The sequence below is a fragment of the Sphingobium sp. 22B genome (genome assembly GCF_001580035.1).
In the GTDB taxonomy this organism is placed as follows: Bacteria; Pseudomonadota; Alphaproteobacteria; order Sphingomonadales; family Sphingomonadaceae; genus Sphingobium; species Sphingobium fuliginis.
Map to the genome: position 1 here is coordinate 1 of NZ_LTAB01000047.1, position 18,100 is coordinate 18,100.

Annotated in this window: 17 protein-coding genes and 2 pseudogenes; 13 read left to right on the forward strand and 6 right to left on the reverse strand. The window is 63.4% G+C overall.

Annotated elements, in window-relative coordinates; translation table 11 throughout:
- Positions 1 to 22 precede the first annotated feature (22 nt).
- The 6 genes and pseudogenes from lnt to A0J57_RS23780 form a co-directional block, all read left to right on the forward strand.
- Positions 23 to 925 (forward strand): annotated as a pseudogene (gene lnt, locus A0J57_RS23755) (apolipoprotein N-acyltransferase); the annotation flags it as partial.
- A 60-nt stretch (positions 926 to 985) separates the two neighbouring features.
- A complete protein-coding gene (gene metK / locus A0J57_RS23760) occupies positions 986 to 2,191 on the forward strand; it encodes a methionine adenosyltransferase (protein ID WP_044662607.1) in 1,206 nt (401 codons plus the stop codon).
- A gap of 234 nt (positions 2,192 to 2,425) precedes the next feature.
- Entirely contained in the window at positions 2,426 to 3,136 is a 711-nt protein-coding gene (locus A0J57_RS27315; RefSeq protein WP_061940547.1) for a methyl-accepting chemotaxis protein, read from the forward strand.
- A gap of 126 nt (positions 3,137 to 3,262) precedes the next feature.
- Positions 3,263 to 3,442, forward strand: coding sequence for a hypothetical protein (locus A0J57_RS23770; protein ID WP_025551528.1), 180 nt, complete (start codon positions 3,263 to 3,265; stop codon positions 3,440 to 3,442).
- Between the two features lie 222 nt (positions 3,443 to 3,664).
- Positions 3,665 to 4,360: a tRNA (guanosine(46)-N(7))-methyltransferase TrmB gene (locus A0J57_RS23775; protein WP_025551526.1), complete on the forward strand. Its 696-nt coding sequence runs from the start codon at positions 3,665 to 3,667 to the stop codon at positions 4,358 to 4,360.
- A gap of 257 nt (positions 4,361 to 4,617) precedes the next feature.
- The gene (locus tag A0J57_RS23780; protein ID WP_235600948.1) at positions 4,618 to 6,159 is read left to right on the forward strand and encodes a right-handed parallel beta-helix repeat-containing protein; all 1,542 of its coding nucleotides are present in this window, start codon (positions 4,618 to 4,620) and stop codon (positions 6,157 to 6,159) included.
- A gap of 265 nt (positions 6,160 to 6,424) precedes the next feature.
- Here the strand turns inward: A0J57_RS23780 and A0J57_RS23785 are convergent, their stop codons facing one another.
- The 3 genes from A0J57_RS23785 to A0J57_RS23795 all read right to left on the reverse strand — a co-directional run bounded on the left by A0J57_RS23785 (position 6,425) and on the right by A0J57_RS23795 (position 8,051).
- The gene (locus A0J57_RS23785; protein WP_025551523.1) at positions 6,425 to 6,973 is read right to left on the reverse strand and encodes a hypothetical protein; all 549 of its coding nucleotides are present in this window, start codon (positions 6,971 to 6,973) and stop codon (positions 6,425 to 6,427) included.
- A 501-nt stretch (positions 6,974 to 7,474) separates the two neighbouring features.
- Entirely contained in the window at positions 7,475 to 7,726 is a 252-nt protein-coding gene (locus A0J57_RS23790) for a hypothetical protein (protein WP_025551521.1), read from the reverse strand.
- A gap of 79 nt (positions 7,727 to 7,805) precedes the next feature.
- On the reverse strand, positions 7,806 to 8,051 hold the full coding sequence (locus tag A0J57_RS23795; protein WP_235600949.1) for a hypothetical protein: 246 nt from the start codon (positions 8,049 to 8,051) through the stop codon (positions 7,806 to 7,808).
- 161 nt (positions 8,052 to 8,212) lie between these two features.
- Between A0J57_RS23795 and A0J57_RS23800 the strand changes: the two genes are divergently transcribed.
- Positions 8,213 to 9,322 carry a sensor histidine kinase gene (locus A0J57_RS23800; protein ID WP_048577921.1) on the forward strand — a complete coding sequence of 370 codons (1,110 nt, stop codon included), beginning with the start codon at positions 8,213 to 8,215 and terminating at the stop codon, positions 9,320 to 9,322.
- A 269-nt stretch (positions 9,323 to 9,591) separates the two neighbouring features.
- A complete protein-coding gene (locus tag A0J57_RS23805; protein WP_025552126.1) occupies positions 9,592 to 10,335 on the forward strand; it encodes a LytTR family DNA-binding domain-containing protein in 744 nt (247 codons plus the stop codon).
- 172 nt (positions 10,336 to 10,507) lie between these two features.
- On the opposite strand, the gene A0J57_RS23810 is transcribed toward A0J57_RS23805, so the two are convergent.
- Both A0J57_RS23810 and A0J57_RS23815 read right to left on the reverse strand, forming a co-directional pair.
- Positions 10,508 to 10,843: a UrcA family protein gene (locus A0J57_RS23810; RefSeq protein ID WP_061940550.1), complete on the reverse strand. Its 336-nt coding sequence runs from the start codon at positions 10,841 to 10,843 to the stop codon at positions 10,508 to 10,510.
- Positions 10,844 to 11,369: 526 nt separating this feature from the next.
- Positions 11,370 to 11,942 carry a septal ring lytic transglycosylase RlpA family protein gene (locus A0J57_RS23815; protein ID WP_044662614.1) on the reverse strand — a complete coding sequence of 191 codons (573 nt, stop codon included), beginning with the start codon at positions 11,940 to 11,942 and terminating at the stop codon, positions 11,370 to 11,372.
- A 163-nt stretch (positions 11,943 to 12,105) separates the two neighbouring features.
- Between A0J57_RS23815 and uvrA the strand changes: the two genes are divergently transcribed.
- Positions 12,106 to 15,018 carry an excinuclease ABC subunit UvrA gene (gene uvrA / locus A0J57_RS23820; RefSeq protein ID WP_061940551.1) on the forward strand — a complete coding sequence of 971 codons (2,913 nt, stop codon included), beginning with the start codon at positions 12,106 to 12,108 and terminating at the stop codon, positions 15,016 to 15,018.
- A 1-nt stretch (position 15,019) separates the two neighbouring features.
- On the opposite strand, the gene A0J57_RS25695 is transcribed toward uvrA, so the two are convergent.
- Positions 15,020 to 16,570, reverse strand: a complete 1,551-nt coding sequence (locus tag A0J57_RS25695) for a reverse transcriptase domain-containing protein (RefSeq protein ID WP_153017892.1) — start codon at positions 16,568 to 16,570, stop codon at positions 15,020 to 15,022.
- A 289-nt stretch (positions 16,571 to 16,859) separates the two neighbouring features.
- Between A0J57_RS25695 and A0J57_RS23825 the strand changes: the two genes are divergently transcribed.
- From A0J57_RS23825 to A0J57_RS23840, 4 genes and pseudogenes are all read left to right on the forward strand, one after another.
- On the forward strand, positions 16,860 to 17,036 hold the full coding sequence (locus A0J57_RS23825; protein WP_061940553.1) for a hypothetical protein: 177 nt from the start codon (positions 16,860 to 16,862) through the stop codon (positions 17,034 to 17,036).
- Positions 17,036 to 17,308: a type II toxin-antitoxin system RelE/ParE family toxin gene (locus A0J57_RS23830; RefSeq protein WP_173664383.1), complete on the forward strand. Its 273-nt coding sequence runs from the start codon at positions 17,036 to 17,038 to the stop codon at positions 17,306 to 17,308. Before A0J57_RS23825 ends, A0J57_RS23830 begins: the two co-directional genes overlap by 1 nt.
- Before the next feature lie 20 nt (positions 17,309 to 17,328).
- Positions 17,329 to 17,508, forward strand: a complete 180-nt coding sequence (locus A0J57_RS23835) for a hypothetical protein (protein WP_061940558.1) — start codon at positions 17,329 to 17,331, stop codon at positions 17,506 to 17,508.
- A gap of 93 nt (positions 17,509 to 17,601) precedes the next feature.
- A pseudogene (locus A0J57_RS23840) lies at positions 17,602 to 18,100 on the forward strand (hypothetical protein); the annotation flags it as partial.

The following is an 18,100-nucleotide window of genomic DNA, read 5'->3' on the forward strand; positions in this document are numbered from 1 at the left end:
TGTATAAGAGACAGCCCCCACAGGCGCCCCCAAAATCCGCGTGGTCCAGCCCAATATCGGCCAGGACGAAAAATATTCGCCCGAACTCGAACAGGCCCATTTCCAGACCCTCGCCACCCTCTCCGGCACGCCGCGCCCGGCCCCGCGCCTGATCTTCTGGCCCGAAGCCGCCATCCCCGCCTATCTCGACATGGAGCCCGACTGGCGCGCCCGCCTCGCGGCCCGCCTCGGCCCCGGCGACCTCCTCATGACCGGCGCAACCAAGGTCTATTTCAAGCAGGTCGGGAAAGATGGCGTCCCGGAAAACGCGCTGGCGGGCGCGAACAACAGCCTGTTCGTCGTGAACGCACAGGCCCGCCTGCTCGGCCGCTACGACAAGTCCCACCTCGTCCCCTATGGCGAATATCTGCCGATGCGCCAGATTCTCCAGCCGCTCGGCCTGTCCCGCCTCGTCCCCGGCGCCGTCGACTTCTGGCCCGGCCCCGGCCCGCAAAGCCTGGCCCTGCCCGCCACGCTGGGCCGCCCGCCGCTCAGGATGGGCGTGCAGATCTGCTACGAAATCATCTTCTCCGGCCAGGTGGTGGACGAAGCCAACCGTCCCGACTTCCTGTTCAACCCCTCGAACGACGCCTGGTTCGGCAGTTGGGGCCCGGTCCAGCATCTGGCGCAGGCCCGCCTCCGCGCGCTGGAGGAGGGCATCCCCATCATCCGCTCCACCCCCACCGGAATCTCCGCGGTGGTCGACGCCCGCGGCCATATCCTCGGCAGCATCGGCCATCACCGCGCCGGTTTCCTCGACACCGCGCTCCCCCCCGCGCTGCCGCCGACGATCTTCGCGCGGTTCGGCAATCTTCTCCCCTTCGCCTTTGCGGCGCTGCTCGTCCTCGCCTGCATCCCACTTGCCCGGTTGCGCGGCAGCCGCTAAGGCATCCACTGCACATAAAGATTTCTTTATACGCAGACACAGCATCAGACTGGAGCAACCATGCGTTCGAACTACCTCTTCACCTCGGAATCCGTTTCCGAAGGCCATCCCGACAAGGTCGCGGACCAGATTTCCGACGCCATCGTCGACCTCTTCCTGTCGAAGGACTCCGAAGCCCGCATCGCCTGCGAAACGCTGACCACGACGCAGCTCGTCGTCCTCGCCGGGGAAATCCGCTGCAAGGGCGTCTATGAAAATGGCGAATGGGCGCCGGGCGCGCAGGAAGAGATCGAACGCACCGTCCGCGACACGGTAAAGCGCATCGGCTATGAACAGGACGGCTTCCACTGGGAAACTTTCCGCTTCGAAAACAATCTCCACGCCCAGTCGGCGCACATCGCGCAGGGCGTCGACGCCGCCGGGAACAAGGATGAAGGCGCGGGCGACCAGGGCATCATGTTCGGCTTCGCCTGCGACGAAACGCCCGACCTCATGCCCGCCACGCTGGACTATAGCCACAAGATCCTGGCGAAGATGGCCGCCGACCGCCACAGCGGCCGCGCCCCCTTCCTGGAGCCGGACGCGAAGAGCCAGGTGACGCTGCGCTTCGAAAACGGCAAGCCCGCCGCCGCCACCGCCATCGTCGTCTCGACCCAGCACGCGCCGGGCTATGACGCGGGCGAAAAGGAAGCCGAACTCAAAAATTACGTGAAGGGCGTCGTCGCGGAAATCCTGCCCGGCGAACTGCTCTCGGATGAGACCGTCTATCACATCAACCCGACCGGCAGCTTCGAAATCGGCGGCCCGGACGGCGACGCAGGCCTCACCGGCCGCAAGATCATCGTCGACACCTATGGCGGCGCCTCGCCCCATGGCGGCGGCGCGTTCAGCGGCAAGGACCCGACCAAGGTGGATCGCTCGGCCGCCTATATCACCCGCTATCTCGCCAAGAACATCGTCGCCGCCGGCCTCGCCCGCCGCTGCACGATCCAGCTCGCCTACGCCATCGGCGTTTCCGAACCGCTGTCGCTCTATGTCGACACCCACGGCACCGGGACGGTCGGGGACGACAGGATCGAACAGGCGATCAAGAACATCAAGGAACTGGGCGGCCTCACCCCGCGCGGCATCCGCACCCATCTCGGCCTCAACAAGCCGATCTACCAGCCGTCCGCCGCCTATGGCCATTTCGGACGCAAGGCGGAGGGCGACTTCTTCCCCTGGGAACGCACCGACCTGGTGGAAAAGCTCAAGGCCGCCCTTTAAGGCGCGCTGGGATTCCGTTCAGGGCAAGGCGAAAAAAGCTCGAAGCGCAGTTCGGCAGGTAAGCGCCGGAAGCGCGGCAAGCCGCCATTTGGGCTGAATCCCACACACCCGATCCGGGTCGGGAAAGCAAATCGCATCAGGGGTTGCCGGTCGCCCGGCAGCCCCTTTTTCATGGCCCCTTACCCTTCCTTAACCATGCTCCGCCTAGCGCCGGATGGATCAAGGAGACATGGTTTGGCCTCTTCCCTCTCTTACGGCGCCCACGGCGCCGAAGCCGCGTGGACAGCCCTCAACCGTAGCCAGGCGGTGATCGAATTCGCGCTGGACGGCACGATCCTGACGGCCAACGCCAATTTCCTGGCCCTGATGGGCTATGGGCTGGAAGAGATTGCGGGCAAGCACCACCGGATCTTCTGCACGCCGGACCATGCCGCATCCCAGGAATATGCCGATTTCTGGCAGAAGCTGGGTTCCGGCGCCTTCGACGCCGGCGCCTATGAGCGCCGCGACCGCAACGGCCGCGAAATCTGGTTGCAGGCCACCTATAATCCCGTCTTCGAAGCCGACGGCACATTGCGCAAGGTCGTGAAGATCGCCACCGACATCACCCGCCAGGTCCGGCAGGAACGGGAGGCGCGTCATCGCCTGGCCGACAGCCATCGCCTCCAGCACGATCTGGAGCGGCAGAAGAATGCGCTGGAAAAGACGATGACCCAATTGGCCGACATCGTCTCGACCATCCGCGGCATCGCCGCCCAGACCAACATGCTCGCCCTCAACGCCCGGATAGAGGCGGCCCGCGCCGGGGAGGCCGGCCGCGGCTTCGCCGTCGTCGCGGGCGAGGTCAAGAAACTGGCCGACGACACCCGCATCGCCACCGAACGCGCCGCAGCCATGATGCAGCAGGAACGGATCGGCCTGACGGACCGGCAATCGGCGGCCTGACAGGCCCCCCGCATGGCGGCAACATGACGAAAAGTTCATTGGCATGCCGCCCGCAAAACGCCCATAAGCAGGGCGTCGGACCCGCACCCCTGTCGGGTCCGGCAACCTCTTTCCAAGGGGAATGCGATGACCAGGCCACTGACTTCCGCCCTCCTCGGCCTCGCCCTCATGACCGGCAGCGTAGCCCCAGCGTTGGCCGCGCCATGCAAGGACGCCAAGGGCAAGTTCGTCAAATGTCCGCCCAAGCCGGTCGCCAAGAAGGGACCTTGCAAGGACGCCAAGGGCCGCTTCGCCAAGTGCAAATGACCTGACGGGTTCGCATCGGCCCCGGCCCATCGCCTCCCAAAGGAACAAGCCCGACGCCGCCCACGGCGTCAGGCCTGAGCCTCCTGTCCCCGGCATCATCTCCTCAACAACGGGGACAGGAGGCGCCCTATGACGCTCCCCTCCTTACCCCATCCCCCTTCCCGCATTTTTCGATCCGGCAGGTGATTTCACTCGCACCGAAAATGCTCTATCCGCCCGCGCATGACAGCGCATAAATCCGGCGATCCCACCACGCTCAACCGCCTCTACGGCCGCCAGTCCGGGCACAAGCTCCGCAAGGGGCAACAGGAACTGGTCGATTCCCTGCTGCCCGCCCTCTCCGTGCCTGAGGAAGGGGATGTCACCGCCGCGGGCCTGTTCGGCTACGACCGTCCCCTGCATTTCGAAATCGGCTTCGGCGGCGGCGAACATCTCGCCTATCGCGCCGACCTGCTGCCCGATCACGGCTTCATCGGCTGCGAACCGTTCCTGAACGGCGTCGTCACCGCGCTCGGCCATATCCGCGACAGGGCGCTGGGCAATGTCCGCCTCCACATGGGCGACGCGCTCTCCGTGCTCGGCCGGATTCCGGACGGCTCGCTCAGCTTCGTCTATCTGCTCCACCCCGACCCCTGGCCCAAGGCCCGCCACGCCAAGCGCCGCATGATGAACCCCGGCCCGGTCGCGATGATCGCGCGCAAGCTGAAGCCGGGCGGCGAATTCCGCTTCGGCACGGACCATCCCGTCTATCTGCGCTGGGCGCTGATGGTGATGAACGGCCATCCCGATTTCGAATGGCTGGCGGGCTCTCCCACGGATTTCCAGCGCCGCCCCGGCGGCTGGCCCGAAACCCGCTACGAAGCGAAAGCGCGCAGCCTGGGCCATGAAGTCTGGTACTTCCGCTACCGCCGCCGCTGATCGCCGCCCCGGCCCTCTCCAAAAAGAAACCCCGCCGGAGCAAGCTCCACGGCGGGGCCAAGGTTCAGGGAGGTGTCACTCCAAGGGGGAAGAGTGACCACATCAATCTAGGACTCCCATCCGGCAATTCAAGGGCTTGCCGGCCCTCCTTTCCCCGCGACACGCCATCGTCCCCGCAATCGCCACATCTTCATTGACCGTTCGGCCCCCCTCCATCAATCTCACGGCCAGATCGCAACGCCGTGAAAGACCGACAGGTGCCGAAGCCATATTGGGCGTTTCTTCTTCCGACGCTCCTGTTTCCCGCCCCCCTCGTCACCGCCGCCCACGCCGAAACCTATTATGTCGATTCCCGCCAGGGCGACGACAATGCGGACGGCACCGCCGGCAACCGGGCCTGGCGCTCGCTCGCGCGGGTCCATGGCTGGCCGCTACGGCCCGGCGACCGCGTCCTGCTGGCCGCCGGATCGGTCTGGCGGGAACCGCTGACAATCGCCCGCTCGGGCAAGGCGGGATCGCCCATCACGGTCGGCGCGACCGGCTCCGGCCCGCGCCCGCGCATCGATGCGGGCGGCGTTTCGGAATATGCCGTCGGCGTGATCGACGCCGATCACGTCACGATCAGTGGGCTGGAAGTCACCAACGCCGCCCCCTCGCCGGCCCCGCGCATCGGCATATTGGTGCGCGCCGAAAACCGCGGGGTGACGCGGGGCATCCGCATCAGCGACAATTATGTCCACGATGTCCGCGGCACCAACGACCGCAAGGACAATGGCGGCATCCTGTTCCGCGCCACCGGCCGGCAGGTCGCCACTCGCTTCCAGGACCTCGCGATCGAGCGGAACATCCTGTGGCGCGTCGACCGGTCCGGCATCGCCGGGATCAGCGACCGGGTATCCTTCCTCGACTGGTTCCCCAGCAGGAAGGTGGTGATCCGCGACAATTATCTGGAGGACATCGGCGGCGATGGCATCGTCCCCCGCGGCACGGACGGCGCCCTGATCGAACATAATATCGTCCTCCACGCCGGCAGCCGCGCGCCCGGCTACAATGCCGGCATCTGGCAGTGGAGCACCGACAACAGCCTGATCCAGCTCAACGAGGCGGCCCATACCCGCACCCGCTATGACGGCCAGGGCTTCGATTCCGACTTCAACTCGCGCCGGACGACCTTCCTCTACAATTACAGCCACGACAATGCCGGCGGCTTCCTGCTGATCTGCTCGCCCCGCCGCAACGACAAGGACAATCTGGGCAATCACGGCACGCTGGCGCGCTTCAACGTCAGCCGCAACGACGGCGCCCGCATCTTCCAGCTTTCCGGCAATGTGTCGGACGCCCGGATCGAAAGGAACGTCATCCATGTCGGCCCGGCGATGGACGTGCAGATGATCGTCGCCACCGAATGGCAGGGCTGGGCGCGCGGAGTCCGCTTCGCGCGCAATGTCTTCAAGGTGGCGGGCACCGCCCGCTACGGCAGCGAGAGCGGGCGCAGCGGCCCCGACTATCTGATCCGGGCCGGCTTCGCCCCGGCCGAATCGATCCGCTTCCGGCGGAACAGCTATTTCGGCAGCCATATCGACCTGCCGGACGATGGCGCCGGCCAGACCATCCAGCCCTATCAGGAAATCGCGTCGGACTGGGACGTGCCCAGGTTCGACCCCGCCAGCCCCGACGCTTTCCCCGAATTCATCGACCGCCACCGGAACTGGATGCTGGCGATGCTGGGACGCGAACTGGGAACCCCCGTCCGGCTCCGGCAACCACGGGCCAGTTCCGCCTTCGAAACCCGCCGCTGAGCCGATCCCCTCCGCCAAAGGCAAAGGAGCCCCGCCCCTTGCGAAGGAAGGCGGGGCTTCAGTTGGGTCGCACACAGGCCAATGCCTGCGGACGGCAATAGGACATAGTTCCGCCGGGAAGTCGATTGCGATAATCTAGACCTGGATCAAGCGCATGGAGGGCCATGACGGCGGAAAAAGGCAACGGCGCGCCGGGTCCGGCCCGCCGCGCCGTTATCGCCGCGTCCCTCGCTCCCCTCCCCCCGGACGGGCCCGGACCGCTCGCTCAGTTCGCCTTACTCAGATCCACCTTCTCGACCCATTCGGGATAGAAGGTCGGCTCCCGGTTCGACCATCCGACCGCCGTCGCCGCCGCTTCGCTGATCGACTGGAGCAGCGCCCGGCGCTTTTCGGGGTGTAGGTGCGGCAGGCTGGCCGCCGCGCAGAAGGCCCCCGGCAGCCATGGCCGCGATCCCGCACCCAACAGCCGCTCGTACAGGAAGCGATAGGCGGAAAAGCTGCACAACCGGTCCTGCCCCAGGTCGAAGGCGGAAACCGTCACCAGCGGCGCCATGAAAGGCTCCATCTGGTCCAGGCCGCTGTCATCGGGCACCCGCGCCTTGATCTCCTCCAGCCGCCCGTAGATCCGCGCCTGCGCGCGAATGCTGGCTTCCTCCACCATGTCGCGCGACCACAGCTTCATGGCGTCGCGCCGATGAAGTCCGATGTCCAGCGATCTTCGGATGTAACGCTGCGTCGCGGCCGGGAAACTGGCGAATTCACGCAACTCCGCCAGGGTAATCGCCCCGTCCGCAGGTCTTGCACTCGTGCCCATGCTTTTGCCCTCCGACTTCAAGTCGTAAGCAGAACATGCGCCCCCGATGGTTACTGCAAGCTTAAGCGCCGGTTCTGCCGACAGACACAGGGAATCATTTTTCCTTGTGCAGCGCAACATGTAATTTTTATGAATGCGCCCAATCGAGTAGCATCAGCCGGTTCGCCGCCCAGCCCCCGCCGGCATTGTCCGGCGGCAGCCGCTTTCCTCGAAACGGGCTTTTCGTGCGAGGCGCTCAATGCGGCGAATGGCTCATGCGCGCACAACAAAGCGGTCCGATAATCCGCCAGGGCGGAGGCTCGGCTCCCGATCCCTGCAAGCAGGACAGGCCGATCGGCAAGGGCAACCCAAATCCGGCCGCCGCCATGGAGCGCGCCATGTTAAACCGGATGCAGGCCGCGCGCTCGAATTTTCCGCTGTCGCATCGTTTTCAGCCGCATCCTTTTCAGCGCAAAACACCCATCCACGACCGGCTCAGGACAGGCGTTTCTGCGCGATGCCCTACCCGGCCCTGCGCTCCAGCACCGCGCCGATCATGCTGCGCCAAACGGCCACGTCGCCCGCCTGCGCCATTTGGGCATCGGGCTCCCGCAGCGTGTGCAGGATCGCATAGGCATCGTCGACATGGTCCTGCCAACTGGCATCGACTGCGCTCGCCGCATGCGGATCGTTGCCCTCGCCGTTCAGGCTGAGCTGGCGCCCGGCCAGCACGCGGGCAATGCGTTCGATCGCGGGAGTGGCGGAAGTCGGCATATGAAGTGGCTCCTCTCACCTGCGGAGGGCAACGCGCGGCTGCCCTCCCAACCGATCATATCACGATTTCCCCTATCGTCTATCGCCCGTCCTTCCGATCCTCGCCGTCCGACCGATCCCTGCCTTCCGGAAAACCGGAAGACGGGACCGGATCGCCATGATCGCCCGGCGCGGTGGCCGATGGCGGATCGGACGCATCCATGCTGTCCATCAATCCCTCGTCCAGCTTCTCCTCCGTCGTCACCGCATGGTCCTGCGCGTCGGTAGGCCGCTTGTCGTCGGCTTCCTCGCGGCTGTTGGGCCGAATATCGGTCTTGTCGCTCATCATGCTCTCCTTTTTTGGCGCGCCGGCGCCTCGAACCATGAAACGGACGGCGGCAAGGGCGGGTTCCGCCCGCCGCCCCTATCGACCAACGCATGGAACCCTTCGACCAGCTTCGCCGCCAAGGGGCGACAGACGCCGCGCCTTGTCCTAGACTTTCGCCCATGAGCATAAAAAACGAGGACGGCGAGCCTGGCGTGCCGCCGACGGTCGCACTGTATTCGATATTGGGTTTCTGGTTCTTCTACGCGGTGCTGGTGACGCTGCGCGCCTCCGTCATGGGGTTCGAGGCGCAGGGGGCCATGGCCGCGCGCCGCGCGGTGGTGACGGTGATCGGCATCGTCGTCACCTGGGTCCTCTATCTCTGCCTGCGCCGCTTCGACCGCCAGCCGCTGACGACGCGCATCGTCGCCGCCTTCTCGCTCGCCGCGCCCTTCGCGCTGGCGACGGCGGCGGCCAATTTCTACGTCTTCAACATCTACGACCCGGCCTCGCTGTTTCCTGACGCCGATTATCAGAAATATGCGAGCGAACAGGGCTTCGCCCTGATGCAGATCGTGGAGGACGCGATCAGCCGCTATTTCTTCCTCGCCGCCTGGGCCGGCCTGTACCTCGCCCTCTCCTACGCCAGCGAGGCGCATCGCGTCGAACGCCGCGCCGACCGGCTGGAACGCGCCGCCCAGCAGGCCGAACTGCGCTCCCTGCGCTATCAGGTGAACCCCCATTTCCTGTTCAACACGCTGAACTCGCTCTCTTCGCTGGTCATGAAGGACCGGCGCGACGAGGCGGAACAGATGATCCTCTCCCTCTCCAATTTCTACCGCACCAGCCTGACCGGCGACCCGCTGGAGGACGTCTCGCTGGAGGAGGAAGTGCATCTCCAGAAACTCTATCTGGACATCGAAGCGGTGCGCTTCCCGGATCGCCTGTCGACCAGCATCCGCATCCCGGACGCCCTGCTCAATGCCTGCGTTCCCGGCCTGATCCTGCAACCGCTGGTGGAAAATGCGATCAAATATGGCGTGTCGCGCACCTCCAGCCCGGTGACCATCGCCATCGAAGCGCGGGAGGAGGAGGGCATGCTCCACATCAGCGTCGCCGACAATGGCGACAAGCCGCCCAGCGAAGCGGACGCGGGCAGCGGCATCGGCCTCGCCAATGTGCGCGACCGCCTGACCGCCCGCTTCGGGGAACAGGGCCGGATCGACTATGGCCCGCGCGCGGGGGGAGGCTTCGCGGTGGACCTGACCCTCCCCATCATCCGCCGGAGCTAGGCCGTATCGACATTCAACTTGAAAATATAAGCGACGTCATGCTGAACTTGTTTCAGCATCCATTTCTCCCCCGCAACCGCAGGTGGGTAGAGGCACAATGGATGCTGTCGCCGCAGCCTGGAGCGTTTTCCAAGCAGATGGAATCATCTGCTTCGGAAAACGCGGCAAAACAAAAACCTAGAGCAGTCGAGCCGATGCAATCGGATCGGAATCTGCTCTAGCGTACGGAATTTCCCCATCCTTGGCGCAATCCGTGAAAGGTCGAACCCATGCCCATCCGAACGCTGATCGTCGACGACGAACCATTGGCGGTCGAACGCCTCCAGATGCTGTGCGCCCGCGAACCGCGCATCGCGCTGGTCGGCACCGCCAGCGACGGGGAGGCGGCGCTGCGCCTGATCGAGGGGCTGGAACCGGACCTGGTGATGCTCGACATCGCCATGCCCCTGCTCGACGGCATCGGGGTGGCGCGGGCGACCTCGCGCATGGGCATCTGCCCGGCAGTGATCTTCGTCACCGCTTTCGAAGGTTTCGCGGTGGAGGCCTTCGACCTTGCCGCCGTGGACTATCTGCTGAAGCCGGTCGCCCATGAACGCCTGTCCCGCGCCATCGACCGCGTCGAACAGGCGCTGGGCAACCGCACCGTCCCCTCCCCCGCCACCAGCACGCAGGACGAACCCGAATGGGCGGAGGAATTCTGGGTGCCGCACCGTTCCGAACTGATCCGCATCGGCGCGGTCCAGATCGACCGGATCGAGGCGGAACGCGACTATATGCGGCTGCATGTGGGGGCCAACAGCTATCTGCTGCACCAGACGATCAGTTCGCTGGAAAACCGGCTGGACCCGCAGCAGTTCGTCCGCCTGCACCGCTCCCACATCGTGCGCCGCGACCATATCTCCCGGCTGCGCCACGACGGCAGCGGCGTCTGGTCAGCCTGCCTCGCGGACGGCACGGAAATCCGCATCGGCCGCACCTATCTCACCAACGCCCGCGCCATGGCAGGCCGCTGACCCCTTCAATCCATCGCAGATGGGAAGGGAAACCCCCAAAGACGATGGAGGCAGCGCCCACAGGACGCCAAGGGCAGCTGCAACGCTCCGCGCCCACAAAAAATGCTCAGGAAAACAAAAAGGCCCGGCATCCACCGGGCCTTCCTGACCTTGATCGAGAAAACCGATAAACTCAGTTCCCGGCGCCAACCGGCTTTTCCTTATCCATATCAGCAAAACGTGCGCCGCTGCCTGCTTTGGCGATAGCCAGTTCCACCGAGCTACGCACATGGGCGGCAGCAACCGTCTGGCATTCCTTGATGTCGCTCGACCGCACGCCATGCTTGCAGGTATTCCACGCCGCCCGCCAGATGCGCCACTTCAGGGCATTCTGCCCTTTCGCGCTGGACAGGTCCAAATCGCGATAATTGACTTCGACCGTCTTTCCGTTGGATTCGAATTCGGCGGCCGAGGCCATTGTGGCCACACTCATTAAAGCGGCTGCAGCGATGATTTTCGCGGCGATCATGGCAATGTCTCCTCAACTGTCTCTTGTCCGCTCGCAGCAGACCTCAAGCGAAGAGAAGAGAAGGCCTCAACAGATCATCGTCTCTGTCTTCGCCCATTTTGTTTAGGCGCATTGCAAATGCATCGCTTTTCGCTTTCGACCGGCGCCTGTCCCTGTCGGCCAACGGCGCTCCTGTCGACCAAATACAGTCTCACGGGGACGAACGACAATTTTACGACAGAAAAACAAACGTTCCGTAGCGTAAAATTACAATCGTTCAACAATTCGCGCACATAAAAACACCCCCGGCGCAAGGGAAAGGCCGGGGGTGCATCCAGGAAGCTGTCGGGCTCTCCGGGATCTCTTTCAATCATCTTGCGGCGATACGGCCCGGGGCCAGTCGATCCATAGCCAGATCGTCGCCATGTCGAACCGCATCATAGCGCGGGTGCGCAACGACCGTTTTCCCCATTCGATGATCCGCCCATCCATCACGCCCGGCAACATCAGCCGTGGACGAACGGACGACATTCTTCCACGAACGACATCACCGCCCCTGCGCGGCAAGCTGCGCCCGCAAATTGGCGAGCGTCCGCGCATCGACGACCGGCCGCTCCGGCGCCTCCTTCCCCTCGCGCAGCTTGCTGCGGTCCTTCTCCGGCGGCTCCACGACGCGCACCCTGACCGGCGCATGGCCCGTCGCCCTGATCCCCAGCTGCTCCGCCGCCCCGCGCGACAGGTCGATGATCCGCCCCCGCCCGGCAAAGGGCCCGCGATCGTTGATCCGCACCAGGATCGTCCGCCCCGTCTCCAGCGCCGTCACCTCGACATAGCTCGGCAGGGGCAGCGTCGCGTGCGCCGCCGTCACCGCCTTCGGCCGAAAGCGCTCGCCATTGGCCGTCCGGTTCCCGCTCTCCCCGCCATACCAGCTCGCATAGCCCAGATAATCATAGCCCGGATCGGCGGCAGGCACATAGGTCACGCCCCTGACGCTATAGGGCTTTCCCACCCGCACCGGCACGTCGCTCACGGGCCGATAGCGCACCCCCCCGCCACAGGCCGCCAGCGCCATCGCGACGCCCAGCGCGCCGAACCGCATCCGAACAAAAGTCCCGCTCATCCCCGCCCTTTAACCCAGCGCAGCGCGGGGGCAAAGCCGCCGCCTTTTCCTTTCGCCGCACAGTCCCTATCTTGCGCCCGACCGGCCCTTGCCTCCCAAGAACAAATCTGGAACAACACGCCCCCATGAGTCTCACGCAAATTTCTCAGCAGAGGTCTGCCGAATGCTGACCACCATAAGCGTCCGCGGCGCACGCGAGCATAATCTCAAGGGCGTCGACGTCGACCTTCCGCGCGACAGTCTGATCGTCATCACCGGCCTTTCCGGCTCGGGCAAGTCCTCCCTCGCGTTCGACACCATCTATGCCGAGGGTCAGCGCCGCTATGTCGAATCCCTCTCCGCCTATGCGCGCCAGTTCCTGGAGATGATGCAGAAGCCGGACGTCGAACATATTGACGGCCTCTCCCCCGCCATCTCCATCGAGCAGAAGACGACCAGCCGCAACCCGCGCTCCACGGTCGCCACCGTGACGGAGATCTACGACTATATGCGCCTCCTCTGGGCGCGCGTCGGCATCCCCTATTCGCCCGCCACGGGCCTCCCCATCAGCGCCCAGACGGTCAGCCAGATGGTCGACCGCGTGATGCAGCTGCCCGAAGGAACGCGCTTCTACCTCCTCGCCCCCGTGGTCCGCGGCCGCAAGGGCGAATATCGCAAGGAACTGGCGGAGTGGCAGAAGGCCGGCTTCACCCGCGTCCGCATCGACGGCGAACTCTACGCCATCGAGGACGCCCCCGCCCTCGACAAGAAATACAAGCATGACATCGAAGTGGTGGTCGACCGCCTCGCCGTCAGCGACGACATGGCCACCCGCCTCGCCGACAGCTTCGAGCAGGCCCTGAAACTCGCCGACGGCCTCGCCTATGTCGACCTCGCGGACGGCGCCGTCCCCGGCCGCGAGGTCGAAGCGGAATCCACCGGCAACCTCAAGGGCGCTGGCATTCCCGCCAACCGCATCGTCTTCAGCGAGAAGTTCGCCTGCCCCGTCAGCGGCTTCACCATAGCGGAGATCGAACCGCGCCTCTTCTCCTTCAACGCCCCGCAGGGCGCCTGCCCCGCCTGCGACGGCCTGGGCGAACGGCAGGAGTTCGACCCCGAACTCGTCGTCCCCAACGAAGCCCTCAGCCTCAAGAAGGGCGCCGTCGTCCCCTGGGCCAAGTCCAACCCGCCCAGCCCCTATTATATGCAGGTCCTCGGCTCCCTCGCGAAGGAGTTCGGCTTCTCCCTCGACACCCCCTGGGCCGACCTGCCGGGGGAGGTGAAGCTGATCATCCTCCATGGCACCGCCGGCCGGCCCGTCACCCTGCGCTTCGTCGACGGCAAGAAAAGCTATGAGGTGAAAAAGCCCTTCGAAGGCGTCATCGGCAACCTCAACCGCCGCCTCCTCCAGACCGAATCCGCCTGGATGCGGGAGGAACTCAGCAAATACCAGACCGCCATGCCGTGCGAGACCTGCCACGGCGCCCGCCTCAAGCCGGAGGCGCTGGCGGTGAAGATCGCGGGGGAAGACATCTCCATGTCCACCCGCCGCTCGGTGGTGGACGCGCTCGGTTTCTTCTCCACCCTCCCCAGCCGCCTCAACGATCAGCAGAACCAGATCGCCCGCGCCATCCTCAAGGAAATCGTGGAGCGCCTCGGCTTCCTCAACAATGTCGGCCTCGACTATCTGAACCTGGACCGCACCAGCGGCACCCTGTCCGGCGGCGAGTCCCAGCGCATCCGCCTCGCCTCGCAGATCGGCAGCGGCCTGTCGGGCGTCCTCTACGTCCTCGACGAACCCTCCATCGGCCTGCACCAGCGCGACAATGACCGCCTGCTCATCACGCTCAAGCGCCTGCGCGACCTCGGCAACACCGTCATCGTCGTGGAACATGACGAAGACGCGATCCGCACCGCCGACTATATCGTCGACATGGGGCCGGGCGCGGGCGTCCACGGCGGCACCATCGTCGCGCAGGGCACCCTGAACGAACTGCTCGCGCACAAGGACAGCCTGACCGCCGACTATCTGAACGGCGCCCGCCGCATCGAAGTCCCGCCCCGCCGCCGCAAGGGATCGGGCAAGAAACTCACCGTCCACAACGCCCGCGCCAACAACCTGCAAAATGTCACCGCCAGCATCCCGCTCGGCACCTTCACCTGCATCACCGGCGTATCGGGTTCGGGCAAGTCCAGCTTCACCATCGACACCCTCTATGCGGCGTCCGCCCGCACCCTCAACGGCGCCCGCATCGTCGCCGGCCCGCACGACAGGGTGACGGGCCTCGAACATTGCGACAAGGTGATCGACATCGACCAGTCGCCCATCGGCCGCACCCCCCGCTCCAACCCGGCGACCTACACCGGCGCCTTCACCAACATCCGCGACTGGTTCGCCGGCCTCCCCGAAGCGCAGGCGCGCGGCTACAAGCCCGGCCGCTTCAGCTTCAACGTCAAGGGCGGCCGCTGCGAAGCCTGCCAGGGCGACGGCGTGCTCAAGATAGAGATGCACTTCCTCCCCGACGTCTATGTCACCTGCGACGTCTGCCACGGCGCCCGCTACAATCGCGAGACGCTGGAGGTGAAGTTCAAGGGCAAGTCCATCGCCGACGTCCTCGACATGACGGTCGAGGACGCGGTGGAATTCTTCAAGGCCGTCCCCCCGATCCGCGACAAGATGGCGATGCTGGCCGAAGTGGGCCTGGGCTATGTCAAGGTCGGCCAGCAGGCGACCACCCTGTCCGGCGGCGAAGCCCAACGCGTCAAACTCGCCAAGGAACTCTCCCGCCGAGCCACCGGCAACACGCTCTATATCTTGGACGAACCCACCACCGGCCTCCATTTCGAAGACGTCCGCAAACTGCTCGAAGTCCTCCACGCCCTCGTCGAACAGGGCAACAGCGTGGTCGTGATCGAACATAATCTGGACGTCATCAAGACCGCCGACTGGATCATCGACATGGGCCCGGAAGGCGGCGTCAAAGGCGGCGAAGTGGTGGCCGAAGGCACGCCCGAAAAGGTCGCGAAGAACGCCCGGAGCTTTACCGGGCGCTATCTCGCGCCGTTGCTGGGGTTGGAGGCTGTGGCGGCGGAGTGAATTAATAGATTGCAGTGAGAGAATAGTATTGCGGAGGTTTTATTTCATTCAAGCCGAACCGTAGGTAAAATTTCCGAGCGGCTCGCCATCCCATAACAAAGCTCGGTATTCGACATTCATTTTTGACTGTCGGCTCATTATACCACGATCCGTTTTTGAGCTCAGTTGGAGTGAGAGGGCGAAGAAAATGACCAAGACCGGCTAAAACCCGCGCTCGTTCTCTCAGCGCTCGCCGGAGAACACTCAGTAACCAGCCGTCCAAGTGTATCAGTTGCGTCGGGTTCGTCACCATCGGGTAAAATGCCATAAGACCCCGAACTGCCCGCAATTTTGTGCCAAGGCTCAGAAATGCCATGATTTCTGCTTCATACAGCCCCCCATACATATATCGACGGATCTCGTTAAGGCATGTAACAAGATCCCAATCATAAGCTGTTGGAGAAATTCTTGTTGGATTAAACTGACCTTTTCTCGGATTCAAAAGAAGATGGATGTAGATAATTCGCGAGATTTTCTTTTTAATTCTTTTGACGCTCTTCTCGGACAGGCCAGTTCCATCCTTTGTAAATGAATGCCCTAAGAAATCAAATCCCTCAATCGTTTCTAAGTCTCCGGCATCATCAACATCGATGAACATACTGCGCTTGTCCAAGCTCGGACCGATATTGAAATACTTTATCCCTGGCGATTTATCATAATTGATTTCTAGACCTGTATCTACACAATGCGACCGGAAGGAAGAAGCTACCCTAGCGGCATCGGTATATGTGTGGGTTACTGAAACAACGTCGTCAGCGAAACGAACGAAAGTACCATTTTGCCGCTCAAGGGTGAGATCAAGGTCATGCGCAGCCGCATTGGCTAGGAATAGAGAAAGCGAAGAACCTTGCGGAACACCCTTTTCTCTCTTTTCAAAGTTACCTGATGGATAATCAACAAAGTTAGCATATTCATGCGACAAAAATGCACTTATTATCTTTCTTTCCGCCGAACTGATAATGAACCTGTTTTTATCGTTGATAATCTTGTTAATATATTCATGAGATATTGAATCGAAAAATGCTTTAAAATCATACTGCACTACATACGTCTTACTGTTCGCGAGTGATCGCTGAAGAAGCAGTACGGCATCAAAAACGTTTCTATCTTCCCTGTACGCATAGCTATAAGCTGAAAATAATCGGCTATTCCGCTTGGTGAGACGCTTGTGAAGGAGGTTCGCCAAAGCGCTATCTGGGATACCGAACGACATGATTGGCCTACTCCCCCCACCCGGCTTGGGGATATCGAATTTTACCGCAGGGATAGGGGCATACATCCCATTCTCGACAGCTCGCCAAATGTGTTTAGCGATATATTTGGCGTGACGAATGCAATGGACTGGATCAAAGTGAGGATGGTACGCCCAATGGGCGGGGCTGGCAGGCGCGACAGTTATCGGGGTTAGTCCTGTTCGTTTTCGAAAACGCGATGCGTATCGGTGAGAGCCCGCCAGCTTTCCTCGTTCTTTCGCAAGGACCGCTCGCGCCTTGCGCTCGATCTGCTCAGCCAACTCTACTTCCAAATCCCACCCCCCTGAGGTTCGCCGGTGCTGGTGAGTCAGGGGATCGTTGCAGGGCAGGCGAGCCTTGCGGGTTCACCAGACAATGTAATTTTCCAGCACCGGCTAGCGCTCCGCGCGCATGGGTATCTCATTGTCTGTAAAGATTAATAAGTCAACATGCGCGGATGATATTCCGATACCGAAACGGTCTTTTCCGCCCAAGCTAACTTATCCAGATCGGACCAATCCCGCTCTTCGCTGATTGGCACCACCCCACATCGCTGATATCCTCTGCCTAATGACCAAACTCACCCCCATCGAGTCCGAGTTCGCGACGACAGAGGAAGCCGAGGCCTATGACGCTTGGTTCCGGGCAAAGGTCGAGGCAAGGATGGCGAAAAAAACGCCCGGCATTCCGCATGATGAAGCCATGGCCCGGATGCAAAAGATCATCGACCGGCGCAAGCAGGCCTGATGCTCCCACTCATCTGGCACGATGATGCCCTCGATGATCTCGAACGCATCATCGACTTTATAGAGGCGCACAACCCCGCCGCCGCGCAGCGGCTCGGCAGCGTCATTCGCGACACGGCCGAACGCCTCCCCAATCACCCCTATATGTATCGCACCGGTAGGATTGCAGGCACACGCGAAGCCCTGATCACCCCCAATTATGTCCTCGTCTATCGCGTCACGGACATCATAGAGGTGCTGGCCGTCTTCCACACCCGCCAGCAATATCCCTGACCGTCCAAAGGAGCGCAGAAATGACATCCGAAAAGCCCAAGCGCGTCATCAATATGGAAGAGTTTGGCCGCCAACTCGCCCGCCGCCGCGCCGAACTCGGCATCACCGATGCGGACATGCCCCGCAACAGCGGCACCCGCCGCACCGCCTCCAAAAAGGCCCTGCTCAAAGCCATCAAGGACGCAGGCGGCAACTGGTAAACCACCACCTCCATGTTCCCATTTTGTTCTGTCCTACACCCCCTCCCCTGACATATCCTCCCGGCAAAGCACCTAATGGAAAAGGGCCTTGCCATGACCTGCCAATTCCCTCCCCTCCCCACCCCGGCGCAGCAGATCCGCGCCGACGGCTGGAGCCCCGCTCGCCAACGCGCCTTCCTTGAAACCCTCGCGGCCACCGGCATCATTCTCTCCGCCTGCGAAGCCGCCCACATCAGCCCGCGCTCGGCCTATGCCCTGCGCATCCGCCGCGACGGCGCGGCCTTTCGCCTGGGCTGGGACGCCGCCATCCTCATCGCCCGCGCCCGCCTCGCCGACGATCTGCTCGCCCGCGCCCTCACCGGCCATGAGGAGGTGATCCGCAAGGACATGGACGCAGGCGAAATCACCCGCCACCGCCACGACAACCGCCTCGCCATGTCGATGCTCTCCCGCCTCGACCGCATGGCCGACAGCCCGCCGCAGGGCAGCGACGCCGCCCTCGCCCGCGTGGTGGCGCAGGATTTCGCCGCCTATCTCGACATGCTCTGTCCGGAGGATCAGGCGCAGCCCGACCGCCCCGACGCCCCGCCCC